Source organism: Dyadobacter sp. HNCC25DJ186, from assembly GCF_056895235.1.
The window spans coordinates 90,691-105,985 of sequence record NZ_JBXHAS010000010.1 but is presented as its reverse complement, the minus strand read 5'-3'; the positions used below and the strand labels follow the sequence as shown (position 1 = coordinate 105,985).

Annotated in this window: 13 protein-coding genes; all 13 read left to right on the top strand. The window is 41.6% G+C overall.

From position 1 onward, the window contains the following. The first annotated feature begins 18 nt into the window (after window positions 1-18). Window positions 19-1,308, top strand: coding sequence for an aminopeptidase P family protein (locus AC1XUO_RS23885; protein WP_483332355.1), 1,290 nt, complete (start codon window positions 19-21; stop codon window positions 1,306-1,308). A gap of 84 nt (window positions 1,309-1,392) precedes the next feature. After that, complete coding sequence (locus tag AC1XUO_RS23880) at window positions 1,393-2,022, top strand: MgtC/SapB family protein (RefSeq protein WP_483332354.1); 630 nt, start codon at window positions 1,393-1,395, stop codon at window positions 2,020-2,022. Window positions 2,023-2,217: 195 nt separating this feature from the next. Beyond that, window positions 2,218-3,102 carry an EboA domain-containing protein gene (locus AC1XUO_RS23875; protein ID WP_483332353.1) on the top strand — a complete coding sequence of 295 codons (885 nt, stop codon included), beginning with the start codon at window positions 2,218-2,220 and terminating at the stop codon, window positions 3,100-3,102. Then, on the top strand, window positions 3,080-4,111 hold the full coding sequence (locus AC1XUO_RS23870) for a TatD family hydrolase (RefSeq protein ID WP_483332352.1): 1,032 nt from the start codon (window positions 3,080-3,082) through the stop codon (window positions 4,109-4,111). Before AC1XUO_RS23875 ends, AC1XUO_RS23870 begins: the two co-directional genes overlap by 23 nt. 2 nt (window positions 4,112-4,113) lie before the next feature. Next, the gene (gene eboC / locus AC1XUO_RS23865; protein ID WP_483332351.1) at window positions 4,114-4,983 is read left to right on the top strand and encodes a UbiA-like protein EboC; all 870 of its coding nucleotides are present in this window, start codon (window positions 4,114-4,116) and stop codon (window positions 4,981-4,983) included. 70 nt (window positions 4,984-5,053) lie between these two features. After that, the gene (locus AC1XUO_RS23860; protein ID WP_483332350.1) at window positions 5,054-6,229 is read left to right on the top strand and encodes a 3-dehydroquinate synthase; all 1,176 of its coding nucleotides are present in this window, start codon (window positions 5,054-5,056) and stop codon (window positions 6,227-6,229) included. Between the two features lie 56 nt (window positions 6,230-6,285). Then, window positions 6,286-7,485 (top strand): metabolite traffic protein EboE, encoded by a 1,200-nt coding sequence (eboE, locus tag AC1XUO_RS23855; protein WP_483332349.1) that lies wholly within the window; start codon window positions 6,286-6,288, stop codon window positions 7,483-7,485. A gap of 547 nt (window positions 7,486-8,032) precedes the next feature. Beyond that, window positions 8,033-9,394 (top strand): alkaline phosphatase family protein, encoded by a 1,362-nt coding sequence (locus AC1XUO_RS23850; protein ID WP_483332348.1) that lies wholly within the window; start codon window positions 8,033-8,035, stop codon window positions 9,392-9,394. Window positions 9,395-9,653: 259 nt separating this feature from the next. Then, a complete protein-coding gene (locus AC1XUO_RS23845; RefSeq protein WP_483332347.1) occupies window positions 9,654-10,841 on the top strand; it encodes a PQQ-dependent sugar dehydrogenase in 1,188 nt (395 codons plus the stop codon). Between the two features lie 96 nt (window positions 10,842-10,937). After that, on the top strand, window positions 10,938-11,945 hold the full coding sequence (locus tag AC1XUO_RS23840) for an NAD(P)H-dependent glycerol-3-phosphate dehydrogenase (RefSeq protein WP_483332346.1): 1,008 nt from the start codon (window positions 10,938-10,940) through the stop codon (window positions 11,943-11,945). A 63-nt stretch (window positions 11,946-12,008) separates the two neighbouring features. Then, on the top strand, window positions 12,009-13,106 hold the full coding sequence (locus AC1XUO_RS23835; protein WP_483332345.1) for a sialidase family protein: 1,098 nt from the start codon (window positions 12,009-12,011) through the stop codon (window positions 13,104-13,106). A 91-nt stretch (window positions 13,107-13,197) separates the two neighbouring features. Further along, the gene (locus AC1XUO_RS23830; RefSeq protein ID WP_483332344.1) at window positions 13,198-13,944 is read left to right on the top strand and encodes a hypothetical protein; all 747 of its coding nucleotides are present in this window, start codon (window positions 13,198-13,200) and stop codon (window positions 13,942-13,944) included. 259 nt (window positions 13,945-14,203) lie between these two features. Beyond that, entirely contained in the window at window positions 14,204-15,295 is a 1,092-nt protein-coding gene (locus AC1XUO_RS23825) for a GntR family transcriptional regulator (protein WP_483332343.1), read from the top strand.

Here is a 15,295-nt window from a genome sequence, read left to right as displayed (position 1 = left end):
TACAAAAAAATAGAGTTTATGCGTTATTCGTCCATAGATAAAAACCTTTTCATAGAAAACCGTCGCAGGCTGTCCGGTTTGCTGAAACCAAAATCGCTGGCCATTTTGAATTCAAATGATATCATGCCAACAAATGCGGATGGTTCGATGGGTTTTCGTCAGAATACGGATCTTTTTTATCTTACGGGAGTCGATCAGGAAGAGACAATCCTGCTTGTTTTTCCGGAACATCCCGATGAAAAATTCAGGGAAGTTTTGTTTGTCCGCGAAACCAATGAACTGATTGCGGTTTGGGAAGGCGAAAAATTAACCAAAGAGCAAGCCCGTGACGTATCGGGGATTAAAACGATTTTCTGGACACATCAATATGAAACCGTTTTCAGGAACATCGTTTACGAAGCTGAAAATGTATACCTGAACGCTAACGAGCACACCCGCAACGACTCACCGGTAGTAACCCGTGACGGACGTTTTGTACATGAGTTTAGAGAAAAATATCCGCTGCATCAGCTGGTTCGGCTTGCGCCTTTAATGCATCACTTGCGTGCGATCAAACAGCCGCAGGAAATCGCTTTGATGCAGAAGGCTTGTGATATCACAAAATTGGGTTTTGAAAGACTTTTGAAATTTGTGAAACCAGGCGTAGAAGAATTTGAGATTGAGGCGGAATTGCTGCACGAATTTATAAGGAACCGTTCAAAAGGTTTTGCCTATCAGCCGATTATTGCATCCGGTGCAAATGCCTGTGTTTTGCATTATGTCCAAAATGACAAACCTTGCAAAGACGGCGATGTGATACTTTTAGACGTCGCTGCCGAATATGCCAATTATGGTTCCGACCTGTCGAGAAGTATTCCTGTGAATGGTCGGTTTACAAAACGTCAGCGTGATGTTTATGATGCTGTTTTACGAGTTTTCAAAGCGTCAAAAGCCATGCTCGTAACAGGCGGACTTTGGGATGAATACCATGTGGAAGTTGGGAAAATCATGGAAAGTGAGCTGCTTGGTTTAGGATTGATCACAAAACACGATATTGAAAAACAAGATCCGGAATGGCCGGCTTATAAAAAATATTTTCCACATGGCAATTCCCACTTTCTGGGACTTGATATTCATGATGTAGGAAATAAATACCGTCGGTTTGAACCTGGAATGGTATTTACCTGTGAACCAGGTATTTACATTAAAGAAGAAGGTCTGGGGATACGATTGGAAAATAATATTCTCATCACCGCGGACGGTAATGTAGACCTGATGGCTCATATTCCGATCGAGGCGTCGGAAATTGAAGAATTAATGAATTCATAAGAATAGTTATATTTGGTACCCCGAAAGCCGGAAGATCTAAAAAGCTTCCGGCTTTCGATCATATAAATGGATGACTTAAATCAAATGGATTTTTTTACCGAGGACCTTTACAAATTACTTTTTTCATTTCTGCTAGGCGCCGTTATTGGTGCTGAAAGAGAATATAGAAGTAAGTCGGCCGGGTTGAGGACCATGATTTTAATTGCCGTTGGCTCCACCGTTTTTACACTAATATCCATCAGGATTAGTGGGGATGCAGGACGGATTGCTGCGAATATTGTAACGGGTATCGGTTTTATCGGTGCAGGAATTATTTTTCGGGAAAATAATCGTGTGGTCGGTATCACGACCGCAGCCATCGTTTGGGTAACCGCTGCGTTGGGTATGGCGATCGGTGCCGGTTATTATGTTATCGCGCTGTATGCTTTTTTGGTTGCGGGGATGTCTTTGGTAATTTTAACACCTTTTCAAAAGTGGATCAGGAACAAAAATCAGATCAAAAGTTATCGGTTGATGTGTGTTTACCAGAAAAAGACGCTGAAAGATTATGAAGCTGTTTTTAAACGTTTTGGGATGACTATCCTTGGGGCGGAGCAAAACCGGTCGGGTAATTATATAACCGGGAGCTGGCTTTTGCAGGGCTCACTTCAAACCCACGAAGAGCTGACAGCATATCTTTTGGATGATAAGGAAATTATCGAGTTCGATTTCTAGTAACTTTTGGATACAAATTGTAAATTATATTTTCCTTTTATTTCTCGCGTCAGTGCTTAAACTGACACAAATCAGGAAATAAATAATGTTAACAGTAAACCAGTGTTCGTAATTTAGTGTTTTAGTAACGACTGAACCGTAACCCATTTTCTTAAAAATTTAGGGCAGTGATGTCCTGAATGAAATTTATTTTATATGTCTCACATTATTAAGACAACGCTCTGGGAAGTTATCAGCCAGAATACTTCGGAGACAGAATCCGGTTGGCTGATAGAAAAGGGTAAGGCACCTGCCATTGAGCTGATGACTGCCTTTGTTGCCTCACCCCGATTTTTAACAAAAAAAATCGTAAATGTTGATAAGGAGCTGGAAGTGAAGTTGAAAGATGCAATTCCTGGATTCTCAATAACCGGATGGAGCCTTGTTCGCACCGCGAGGGTCTGGCTTTTGGCACAACTTGATGATACTGATAAGGACGTTTTTATTAAAAATATAGATACGCTTTTTGATACGGCGGAAATGAATGAGCTGGTTGCGCTTTATTCTGCGTTGCCGGTTTTGTCTTATCCCGAGCAATGGCTTTTCCGCGCCACCGATGCAGTTCGTTCCAATATGGGTTTTGTCTTTGATGCAATTGCTTTGCACAATCCTTATCCCTCTAATTATTTCAGCGAACTGGCCTGGAACCAATTGGTTATGAAAACTATTTTTAATGACAAACCGATACACTATATCACTGGATTGGAGGAAAGAGAAAATAAAAATCTTGCACTGATTCTTTCTGATTTCGCCCATGAGCGGTGGGCTGCCGGTCGTTCCGTGGCACCTAATGTGTGGCGTCTGGTAAGTAAATTTATGGACGAGACACTTTTATCTGACATGAAGTATTTATTTGCTTCAGATCAGCTGGTAAACCGGGAAGCGGCAGCATTGGCTTGTGCTAATTCCGAATATGCCCCTGCGAAAGCTTTATTGTCAACGTATCCGGAATTTGAAAAATCAATTGACGAATGTGCTCTGACCTGGTCCAATCTCGAATTTATAGATTTAAATACTTATGTGCCAACATTGCAAAGATAGTAGCGCGCCCAATCCGTCACATTTTGAGGAAGGCGACGGACTGGCAAATGCTCCTGCTCATAAAGAAATGGCTTGGAGCGAATATAATGAACTGATCCAGGGGATGCGTTTTTTTGACCCGCATATCCACATGGTTTCGCGTACGACTGACGATTATCAGGCGATGCGAAAAGCGGGTATCGTCGCTTTGATCGAACCTTCATTTTGGGTCGGACAGCCGCGTACAGGACTTTCAAGTTTTAAAGATTATTACAGCAGCCTGGTTGGATGGGAGCGTTTCCGTTCTTCCCAGTTTGGTATCAAACATTACTGCACCATGGGACTGAATTCCCGTGAGGCAAATAATGAGGCACTGGCTGAACAGGTGATGGAAATCCTGCCTTTGTATATTTACAAAGAAGGCGTTGTAGGTATTGGAGAAATTGGTTTCGACGATCAGACAGCAGCCGAAGAAAAATATTATCGTTTGCAGCTTGAACTGGCAAAAGAGGCAAAACTACCAGTTCAGGTCCATACGCCGCACCGCGACAAAAAACGTGGAACGGAGCGAAGTATGGCAATTGCGCTGGAACATGGACTGGATCCTTCCTGGGTAACAATTGACCATAATAATGAAGAAACAGTAAAAAGTGTGCTGGATCAGGGTTTTTATGCTGCCTTTACGATTTATCCTTTTACAAAAATGGGTAATGAAAGGATGGTAAAAGTAGTTGAACAGTATGGACCTGAGCGTATTATGGTAAATTCTGCCGCCGACTGGGGGATTTCTGATCCGCTGGCGCTTCCAAAAACAGCTGCACTTATGAAAATGAGGGGAATATCAGACGAAACCATTCGTTTGGTAACTTACCAGAATGCGATCGATGCATTTGGAAAAAGCGGCCAGATCGATGTTTCTGATTTTGAAAGCGGACTGTCAGTTGAAAAAACGGAAAAGTTTCATGGTAATTCAATTTTACGCGGAGGTCAGCAACCTGACGTTTCCAAAGATTCCCTCGTAATCCAATAAAAGTGGCTGATTTAAAACCTTATTTGCAATTAACACGACCAGCCAATCTGGTAACCGCCGTAGCTGATATTCTGGCTGGAATGGCGATAGCACAATTTACTTTTTCAAGTTTTAATCCGGTTTTACTGGTTATATCAACGCTCGGTCTGTATGGCGGAGGTGTGGTGATGAACGATGTTTTTGACGCAAAACTTGACGCCATTGAAAGGCCTGAACGTCCGATCCCAAGCGGGAAAGTATCGCTTCCGGCTGCGACGATGCTCGGAATGACCCTGCTTTTCGGAGGCGTTTTGGCGGCTGCTTTATTTAGTTTTCAAAGCGGAATGATTGCGGTAGTCGTTGCGGCTTTGACGGTTTTATATAATCGTTTTGCAAAACATCACGTCTTTTTTGGGCCCTTGACAATGGGCATGTGTCGCGGTGGAAACCTGCTTCTGGGGATGAGCGTTTTGCCTGAATCGTTTCAGCAGTGGGGTTTGATAGCCATTTTACCTATTGCATACATTGCGGCAATTACCTTGATCAGTCAGGATGAGGTGCATGGCGGCAAGAGGAGAACGCTTTACATTGCTGTCTTTCTATATCTTGTCGTTTTGTTGGCACAATTATATATTGCTCAAACGCAAGGGAATATTCTTTTTGCACTTCCTTTCGTTATTCTTCATGCCTGGCTTATCGGTCGTCCGTTATATAATGCGATCCAGAATCCTGTCGGGCCTTTGATTGGGAAAGCTGTGAAGGCTGGTGTGCTTTCTCTGATCGTCATGAATGCATCCTGGTGTATGGCTTTTGGGCTTTGGCCTGTTGCATTGGCGGTTCTTGTTTTGTTGCCATTATCGATTCTTTTAGCCCGCGTTTTCGCGGTAACATAAAATAGAATACAGGGAAAAAGGCTTGAAATAAGTCAACCCGACATTCGGTCATTCATTATTGTTTTTTAAAATGCAAACCATAAAACAGAGCTTTAAAGTAGAATACAATTATTCTATTTTTTTTACCAATAATCTTTTTGACACCGTTAATAATCAATTAAGTGACTTTTTTAGCACTTATGAAGAACAGGGATTTCAGCGTAAAGTTTTGGTTGTGATCGATGGTGGGTTTCTTTCGCACCACCCTGAATTGTCGGATGCTATCAAAAATTATTTTGCAACACAGGTGAAACATATCCAGCTTGCCAAAGATGTTATTGTGGTTCCTGGTGGTGAAGCATCAAAAAATGACCCGGATTTATTCGAAAAGCTGGCGCAAGCTATTGATATATATGGTATTGACCGCCACTCTTTCGTAGTGGGTATCGGCGGAGGCGCGGTGCTTGATCTTGTTGGTTACGCGGCTGCGGTTTCACACAGAGGAATTAAACTGATCCGGATTCCGACTACTGTTTTATCCCAAAACGATTCAGGTGTTGGCGTGAAGAACAGTATCAATTTTCACGGCAAGAAAAATTTCCTGGGAACCTTTGCCCCTCCCGTAGCTGTCTTCAATGATCTTACGTATTTAAAAACACTGGACGATCGTGACTGGCGTTCCGGCATTTCAGAAGCTATAAAAGTGGCTTTGATTAAAGACAAATCATTTTTTGAGTGGATTGAAGAACATGTCGTTTCGCTCGCCCAGCGTGATGAAGCTACGATGTCTTATCTGATCCATCGTTGTGCAGAAATGCATACCGAGCATATTGGAAGCGGCGATCCATTTGAATTTGGTTCTTCCCGTCCATTGGATTTTGGCCACTGGGCAGCTCACAAACTTGAATATCTGACCGATTTTGAAGTGCGTCACGGTGAAGCTGTGGCGATTGGCATTGCCCTCGATTGTGTATATGCCAACAAGATCGGTATGCTTTCGGATGCCGATCTAGACAGGATTTACAATGTGCTGGTAAAGCTGGGTTTTGATCTGTATCATGTCAAACTTGCTGAAAATGATAAGATAAATCTGCGTAACGGCTTACATGAATTCCGTGAACACCTGGGCGGAAGGCTCACGATTATGCTTCTGGAAAAAATAGGGAAGGGTGTGGAAGTGCATGAAATGGACGCCGATATCATTGCAGAATCTGTTGATGTTCTGGAAAAATTTCATGCTGAAAAAAAGGTAATGGCAGAAGGTTGATCTGCCTGTCAAAAACTTTCGTTCGCGTTAAAATAATTTTCCCTAAACCTGCTATCATGATTACCCCATACGGACACCTAACCTATTGCAGCAATATTCATCCCGGCGAACAATGGGACGATCATTTTAAGGCATTACAAGAAAATATTCCATACATAAGACAGCAGCTAGCTCCCGGCAAACCATTTGCGCTGGGATTGCGAATCGCAAATGAAGCATCAATCGAGCTGAGCAAACCTGACCGCCTTTCAGAATTTAAAAAATGGCTGACAGCGCAGAACGTTTACGTTACTGTAATCAATGGCTTTCCCTACGGCGGTTTTCATGCGACACGCGTCAAAGATGATGTGCATACGCCCGATTGGACAACTTCTGACCGGGTGGAATATACCAAACGTCTTTTTACAATTCTTTCACAAATCATTCCGGAAAATACTGAGGGTGGCGTTTCAACGCCTCCTTTATCCTATCGCTTGTGGTGGAAAACAGAAGAAGAGAAAAAAAACACCATTGAGATTGCCACTAGAAATATCCTGACAGTTGTTGATCATTTAATAATGATTGAAAAAGAATCAGGGAAAATATTACACCTGCATATAGAGCCTGAACCTGACGGGATTTTAGATAATACGGTGGATTTTGTAAATTGGTATAGGCATGATCTTTTACCGATCGGCATTACTTACCTAAAAGAGAAATACAGTTTTTCGGAAGGAAAAAGCAAGGAGACTATTTTACATTATATCCGTCTTTGTTACGATATCTGCCACGCCGCAGTGGCTTATGAAGAGCCTGAAGATATCTTGGCAAGACTGGACGAAGTTGGAATAAAGGTTGGGCGGATACAGGTAAGTTCAGCGTTAAAAGTTGATTTTTCTTCAGATGCTCAAACAAAATTCAACGCGATCAAAGCCTTCGATGAGCCCGTTTATTTGCATCAGGTGGTAGCGCAAACTTATGACAATGGGAAAAAATATTATCCTGATCTCCCCGAAGCAATAGCAGATTATAAGGAAAGCGAACAGAAAGAATGGCGGGTTCATTTCCATGTTCCGTTGTTCATAGAATCCTACGGCGCGCTCGATTCCACGCAAAATGCGATTATTAAAACGCTGGCAATTCATAAAGAGAAACCATTTGCCCCCTGTTTAGAAGTAGAAACCTATACCTGGGGTGTGCTTCCGGAAGATATACAAAAACCGATTGGTGAATCAATTGTCCGGGAAATGGAATGGGTGAAAGAAGTGCTTTTTTAATGGGTAATTGTTAAGGGTTAATTGTTAATGGTGGAGAGTTGAAATGTCGTTAATATTTTAAACTTCTGAATCACTATTTAGGGCCTCTATATTTTTTAGCTATTTTCTGGCTCCTTTGGGTGCTCTTATTTTTAGAATGGATTGGTTACCAAGAAATTTCAAGATTCCTTTTAGGCTTTCTATTTATAAAATTTATTGGCTGCGGAGATCTCAGGATTGCTTTTTAAGGCCTCCGTTTGTTAAGTATGGACTGGTTGCCAATGAATTGATACATTATTTTAGCCCTTCTTGATGGCCAATAAATCTCATGAATTATTTTAGGCGTTGTGTTTAAAGAATTAATTGATGGCCATTAAATCTCATGAATTATTTTGGGCCATGTGTTTATGGAAAAGATTTGATGTTTAGAAATTTTCGGCTCCTTTGGAGCCACCTGTTTATAGAACAGTCCATCATTCAGTAATCCACGGCTCCGTAGGAGCCTCCTCTTATTGGATAATTATCTTGAATAATTCACTACTGAATTAGCTTCAAAATTAAGACCAAAATGAAAAAAACTGTTGTCATTGATATCGTAGGATTAAGTGCTAATTTAATTGGTGAGCATACTCCGTTTTTAAAAAAATATATTGAAAAACGCCATTTAACTTCCATAAAACCGGTTCTTCCTGCTGTTACTACTACTTCGCAAAGTACCTATATTACAGGAAAATGGCCTGTAGATCATGGAATTGTAGGCAATGGCTGGTATGATAAGGACGACTCGGAAATAAAATTCTGGAAACAATCTAACAAACTGGTTCAGGCGGATAAAATCTGGGATGCAGCTAAAAAAGTGGATCCAACCTTTACATGTTCAAAAATGTTTTGGTGGTATAACATGTATTCAACCGCTGATTTCTCAGTAACACCGCGCCCGCAATATCATGCCGACGGTGTGAAAGCGCCCGACTGTTATGCTTATCCGCCGAAACTCAGAGATGAATTACAGGAAAAATTAGGTCAGTTTCCTCTTTTTAGTTTTTGGGGGCCAAATGCTAATATAAAATCAACACGCTGGATTGCAGACGCTTCCATGTATGTCGACGAAAAACATAACCCGACATTAACACTGATCTATCTTCCTCATCTGGATTATTGTCTTCAAAAGTTCGGCCCGGATTTTTCCAAAATCAGTAAGGAACTTGGTGAAATTGATAAGGTTGTTGAAGACTTGGTTACTTTTTACGAAGCGAAAAACGCGAAGGTTATTTTGCTTTCGGAATATGGTATCAATCCGGTTAATAATCATATTGATATAAACCGGATTCTTCGAAAAGAAGGCCTTATTTCTGTAAGAACTGAACGTTGGTATGAACTGCTGGACGCTGGCGCATCCAAGGCCTTCGCCGCCTCCGATCATCAGATCGCTCATGTATATCTGAATGATCCCTCAGTTAAAGAGCAGGTTGTCAGAGTTTTAAAGGCAACACCCGGAATTGATCTGGTTTTAGATAAAGAGCAGCAAAAGGAATATCACTTAAATCACGATCGATCAGGCGATCTGGTCCTGGTTGCAAAACCCGATAGCTGGTTTACTTATTACTATTGGCTGGACGATGCCAAAGCACCGGATTTTGCACATCTGGTTGAGATTTTCAAGAAACCTGGATATGACCCTGTCGAAATGTTCATGGATCCCAAAAATCCATTTATCAAACTTCGTGCAGGTTACAAGCTCGGCAGAAAACTTTTAGGGTTTAGATACTTGATGGATGTTATTCCGTTAGATGCGACTTTGGTAAAAGGTTCTCACGGAAGCGTAAATGTCCCGAGAGAATATTTTCCAATCCTAGTTACGGACCAGGCAGTAAATAAGGAAATACAAGCGGTTGATGTGTACGATGTAATCTGGCAGCACCTGCTTTAGTATGCCGCTCGCACCGATTTGTAATCGGTGCGGTCATGGTTAAGCGTTTGCAACGCGTAACCATGACCGGCGTGCCTTTGTTTACAAAGGCCTAAATTTTTGTCTCCCGCCTCAAAAGAAAAATTCAAGCCTCCAGACAAACACGCACAGCAAAGGCTTCTCTATTGCCCGACTGATGTATCCAGTTGGCATAGTATTTTATACTTCGCCAGGAAAACAAATCAAATACCGCAACGTTCATTAATAAAAAACCAGCGATATGAAAAATATACACATACCATTTCTGTTTTCCCTGATCCTGATTGGATTAACATCGGCGTGCTCATCCTCAGATGAGGACAACGATGAAGGTGAGGCAGGCACAGTTGAAACAATCCAGGCAGTTGAAGCCTTTCCTTCGCTTACTTTCACATCACCCGTAGATATCAGGCAATCCCCTGACGCATCAAACAGATTTTTTGTTGCGGAACAACAGGGCGTTATTAAAGTATTCGATAATGCAGCCGGAACATCTGCGAGTTCTAACTTTCTGGATATCAGAAGTAAGGTTACTTCCAGCGGCGAATTAGGTTTGTTAGGTTTTGCCTTCCATCCGGATTTCGCGACGAACGGATTTTTCTACGTTAACTATACCCGTGCGAACCCACTGCAAACAGTTATCGCAAGATATAAAGCAACAACGCCTACGGCAAACACAACAGATATTTCCAGCGAAACTATCTTATTGACTTATAATCAACCATTTCCAAACCACAACGGAGGTTCTATGGAATTTGGAAAAGATGGTTATTTATACATTGCTTCCGGTGATGGAGGAGGAAGTGGTGATCCGCAGAACAATTCTCAGAATATGAAATCCTATCTGGGAAAGATTTTAAAAATTGACGTTAACACTACAACAAAAGGAAATTATGGGATTCCAGCCGACAACCCTTTTGCTGGAAATGCCAATGGGTCCCTTGAAGAAATTTATGCTTATGGATTAAGAAATCCCTGGAAAATGAGTTTCGATACGGGTTCTGACCGATTCTTCGTCGCTGACGTTGGTCAGAATGTAAAAGAAGAGATCAATCTGATTACCAAAGGTGGAAATTTCGGTTGGAAAATTAAAGAAGGAAAAGATTGTTACAGCCCTTCTTCCAACTGCGACGCAACAGGACTTATTGAGCCAGTTCTTGATTATGGCCGCTCAAATGGCGACGTATCGATCACAGGCGGATATGTTTACAGAGGTGAAACGATCAAAGGTTTGGTTGGGAAGTATATTTATGGAGATTACGTCAGTGGCCGGATATGGGCGCTGGAGGTGGATGGAAATCAGGTAAAAAGCAATGCACTACTGATGAAATACGGAGGGTCGATATCAACTTTTGGTCAGGATTCAAAGGGTGAAGTTTACTTCGCGAATTACCGCGCAGGAAAGATAGTGAAGCTGGCAGTACAGTAGAATGGGCTACGAGTGGGAAGAAAACCTTACTTTTGGCGTTATTTTCTTTAACAGGATATCAGATTTTAACTCTGATTCATTGTATTCGGTGACAGCATGAGTTTTTTGAGTAATACAAAAGTAGCAGTAATAGGCGGAGGCAGCTGGGCCACCGCGATCATCAAGATTTTATGTGAACAGCAGCATATTCAGGTCCGCTGGTGGCTTAGGAATGGAAAGGATATTGAGCATATCCGAAAATTTCACCACAATCCGAGTTATCTCAGCGATGTTTATCTTTCACCTAAAAAGGTTAAAGTATTTGAAAAAACACGTGAAGCGGTAAAAGGAGCTGACTACGTAATCTTGGCTATTCCCGCCGCCTTTGTTCAGGAATCTTTACAGGATTTGAATGAATCTCATTTGAAGGGGAAACGAGTCGTTTCTGCCATTAAGGGAATGATTCCTGAGGAAAATATTCTCGTGACGGATTGGGTTTCTGAAAAATACAAAGTCCCGCTGAAAGATATAGCCGTCATTGCCGGTCCGTGCCATGCCGAAGAAGTTGCACTGGAAAAACAGTCATACCTGACCATTGCTTCAACCGATGCCGTTTGTGCGGAGGATTTCTCTAAATTAATGACTTGCCGGTTTGTTACCGCGCATCCGCTCGCCGATTTATATGGTGTGGAATATGCAGCGGTTATGAAAAATATTATTGCTCTGGCTTGTGGTATTACCCATGGTTTGGGCAATGGCGATAATTTTCAGGCCGTGATGGTTTCCAACGCCATGCAGGAAATTCGTCATTTTGTAACCGGTCTGGATCCTCGGGAACGTGAGTTAAGTACTTCTGCTTACCTTGGCGATTTGCTGGTTACTGCCTATTCTCAGTTCAGTAGAAACCGATTATTTGGTAATATGATCGGCCGCGGATATAGCGTAAAAGCCGCGCAGTTGGAAATGAAAATGATTGCCGAGGGATATTATGCGACGAAAAGTATCTTCGAATTAAACAAAACATTACACGTGAACTTGCCGATAACGACCGCTGTATACAGGATTTTGTATCAGGAAGAATCCCCCTCCATGGTGATCGAGGAGTTAAAAAAGGTGCTAAGATAAATAGCCTTTTTCCGTTATCCGGCGTACTAGTAATATCCAGATCTTGCTTTATGAAACAACAATATGAACTTGTATAGCCGCCTTGTTTTTGCGTCATTCTCCATTTTATCGCTGCTTGCTGCGTGTAACTCCAAACAATCTGAATCGTCCGGAACAGGGGATTCAACAAATGCTGCAATCTCGAAGGACTTTGTTTTTGGTGATAAACGTGCCTTTGCACAATGTCACGCCTCGACGCTAGTCCGTTTGAAGGATGGTCAGTTTCTGGTTGCGTGGTTTGGAGGTACCGAAGAAAAAGATCCTGACGTAGGAATTTGGCTTTCAAAAGGCAGACCTGGAAATTGGAGCGAGCCGAAAGAAGTCGCAAAAATCAGGGAAGACGCGCACTGGAATCCTGTATTACAGCTTGCAGAAGATGGTACCATTTATCTTTATTTTAAAGTGGGAAAAGAAATTCCATCTTGGGAAACATGGGTGAAAAAGTCGAGTGATAACGGAGAAACCTGGTCAGATGCCTATGAGCTTGTCAAAGGCGACAAGGGCGGGCGAGGACCTGTGAAAAATAAACTGCTCGTACTTTCTGACGGTACCTGGCTTGCCGGTGCATCCAATGAGATCAAACGCTGGGAGGTGTTTGTGGATAGGAGTGAGGATAAGGGCAAGACTTGGAAAGCATCTTCTTATTTCAAAATAGACACGAGCGAGATCAAAGGCAAAGGGGCAATTCAACCAACTTTATGGGAAACTGAACCCGGAAAAGTGCATATGCTGGTGAGAACGACAAGCGGAATAATCGGAAGAAGTGACTCTGAGGATTTTGGGAAAACCTGGACTCCGATTTATGATACCAAACTCCCAAATCCAAACAGCGGGATAGATCTTACTCAATTCCCCGACGGCACGCTCGCGCTCGCCTACAATCCTGATGCAAAAAACTGGGGCTCCCGGTCGCCGTTATCCATTGGTTTATCGTTTGATAACGGAAAAACCTGGAAAGATAAAATTGATATTGAAACCGGGAAAAAGACGGACGAATTTTCTTATCCGGCTATCATCAGCTGGGGGGATTCCGTTGCAGTTACCTATACCTGGAATCGCCAGAAAATTGCCTTCTGGCTTGGCACAAAAGATGATATAAAACATTTGATTAAGAAAAACTGATTAGGATCTCATTAATCAATATAATTTTAGTCTGAAATTTTGTTTATATTCGGTTACTATAACGTGTATTCGTGACCAAATATAGACAGCCATGAAAATATCTTCAACATTAATCCTCTGCACAGCGGCCTTACTTTGTGGCTGTTCACCTTATTATTATTCACCTAATAAAGTAAATATCCCGAATCTCAGGGAGCGGAATGATATGCGCGTTGATGCAGGTTTTGGCGGCGGATGGATTATGAAAGGTGCTGACTTACAGGCGGCTTATGCTATCACATCTCATGTTGGTATCATGGCGAATGGTGCATTGACTGGCAGTCGTGAATCATCCACGAATTACAGCGAACGGGAATATACAACAAGCCGGTACCTAGAAGCCGGCCTCGGATATTTCACAAAACTGGAAGAAAATCAGAACTGGGCTTTGGAAATATTTGGCGGCGGAGGTAAAGGTGATTATAAAGTACGCTATGATCGGGAAGAACGTGTTCAGCTAAATATGAACAAATTTTTTATTCAACCCTCGTTAAGTTACACACATCCCAGAAAAAACTTGGAATTTGGCATCGGTTCCAGATTTTCCGGGGTAGATTATAATTTGAAAAGTACCACATTACTTGCTACGTATGATTTCGAACGTGTGAAACGGATCATTGATCGCTCCCTTGTCGTTTATTGGGAACCATCTTTCCGGTTTAGTGCAGGATCGGAAACAGTCAAGGGTTTTGTGAGTTATACCCCTTCTATCAGCATCTTTGAAAGTGATATCCCCCGGGAAATTATTAACCTGAATTTAGGGGTAAGGTTTACGTTCAATGCTTCCCGCCGTCACTAATAAATGATAATAGTCTAAGATCAATTCTATCTGCCTGTCGTATAATTCTCGGTATTATCAGATATTGCCGATGTTTTATACAATATTATCTTCAATGTTATATATTTTGGCAACGTTCCCGATAACGATTGCATTAAAATAGTCTGACCAATTGGACTTTCCAGATTATTTATTGGCTATTATACATTACCGATTTGCATTTGGGCACCCATGACAGAATCGGATTGTATTAGAAATGTTCAATTAAATTATTGGAAGTATGACCGGATATTCCACTGCCCGAGCTAATCTTGGCACTAAAAATTTTGTCTTTAAGGATGTGTATTTTCAGGATACTGATGCTGCTTTCAAGATGCAGTTTGATCCGGAAGATAAAATGCCAAAGTACAAGCAAATCGTGCAGTCGATCAGAACCGATATTGACAGAGGGGTTTTGAAAAAAGGAACACAATTACCTTCTATAAGTGAACTGAGCGTTGATTATTTGCTGGCTCGCGATACTGTTGAAAAGGCATACCGGGAGTTGCGTAATCTGGGTTATATCACTTCGGTACAGGGAAAAGGTTATTATGTGCAGTCGGGCGGTGATAAAAAGGATAAGATTTTATTGGTTTTCAATAAGTTAAGTTCTTATAAAAAGATCATTTATTATTCCTTCATCAAGGCGCTTGGCGATCAGGCTGTTGTAGATCTGGAAATCCATCATTACAGTGCCAAACGGTTTAAAGAAATTATAGAGAAAAACTTGGGCAATTATAATCACTATGTCATTATGCCGCACTTCAATCCGGCTGAGGAAGAGGATTATATGACTACGATTCGTAGTATTCCCTCTTCACAACTGGTTTTGCTCGACAGAGATATTCCTGAATTAATTCAGCCGACTTTGAGTATTCACCAAAGTTTTGATAAGGATATTTTTGGTTCTCTGGAAAGTGCGAATGACCTGCTTGATAACTACAAAAGGCTCGTTCTGATTTTTCCATTTGACGGAAATTACCCAAGAGAAATCATAAGAGGGTTCAAAAATTATTGCATCAATTACAATAAACAATTTGACGTAAAGGAAAGTATCAACGATGAAATCATTCGTCCTGGTACTGCATACGTTGTTGTTGAAGAAAATGATCTTGCAGAACTTGTAAAAAAAACGCGTCAGTCGGCCTATACGATGGGAAGAGAAATTGGGGTTATTTCTTTTAATGAAACCACCTTGAAGGAGCTTTTGGACATCACGGTCATTACGACGGATTTTGAAACGATGGGCCGTTCCGCTGCATCTTTGATTTTAAATAAACAGCAAATTAAGGTCAAAAATCCATTTTATATGATTCGCAGGGGATCTTTATAA

Coding starts and splice junctions, on each gene's coding strand:
- AC1XUO_RS23885 (WP_483332355.1), top strand. CDS start 19: ATGCGTTATTCGTCCATAGATAAAAACCTTTTCATAGAAAACCGTCGC.
- AC1XUO_RS23880 (WP_483332354.1), top strand. CDS start 1,393: ATGGATTTTTTTACCGAGGACCTTTACAAATTACTTTTTTCATTTCTG.
- AC1XUO_RS23875 (WP_483332353.1), top strand. CDS start 2,218: ATGTCTCACATTATTAAGACAACGCTCTGGGAAGTTATCAGCCAGAAT.
- AC1XUO_RS23870 (WP_483332352.1), top strand. CDS start 3,080: ATGTGCCAACATTGCAAAGATAGTAGCGCGCCCAATCCGTCACATTTT.
- AC1XUO_RS23860 (WP_483332350.1), top strand. CDS start 5,054: ATGCAAACCATAAAACAGAGCTTTAAAGTAGAATACAATTATTCTATT.
- eboE (WP_483332349.1), top strand. CDS start 6,286: ATGATTACCCCATACGGACACCTAACCTATTGCAGCAATATTCATCCC.
- AC1XUO_RS23850 (WP_483332348.1), top strand. CDS start 8,033: ATGAAAAAAACTGTTGTCATTGATATCGTAGGATTAAGTGCTAATTTA.
- AC1XUO_RS23845 (WP_483332347.1), top strand. CDS start 9,654: ATGAAAAATATACACATACCATTTCTGTTTTCCCTGATCCTGATTGGA.
- AC1XUO_RS23840 (WP_483332346.1), top strand. CDS start 10,938: ATGAGTTTTTTGAGTAATACAAAAGTAGCAGTAATAGGCGGAGGCAGC.
- AC1XUO_RS23835 (WP_483332345.1), top strand. CDS start 12,009: ATGAACTTGTATAGCCGCCTTGTTTTTGCGTCATTCTCCATTTTATCG.
- AC1XUO_RS23830 (WP_483332344.1), top strand. CDS start 13,198: ATGAAAATATCTTCAACATTAATCCTCTGCACAGCGGCCTTACTTTGT.
- AC1XUO_RS23825 (WP_483332343.1), top strand. CDS start 14,204: ATGACCGGATATTCCACTGCCCGAGCTAATCTTGGCACTAAAAATTTT.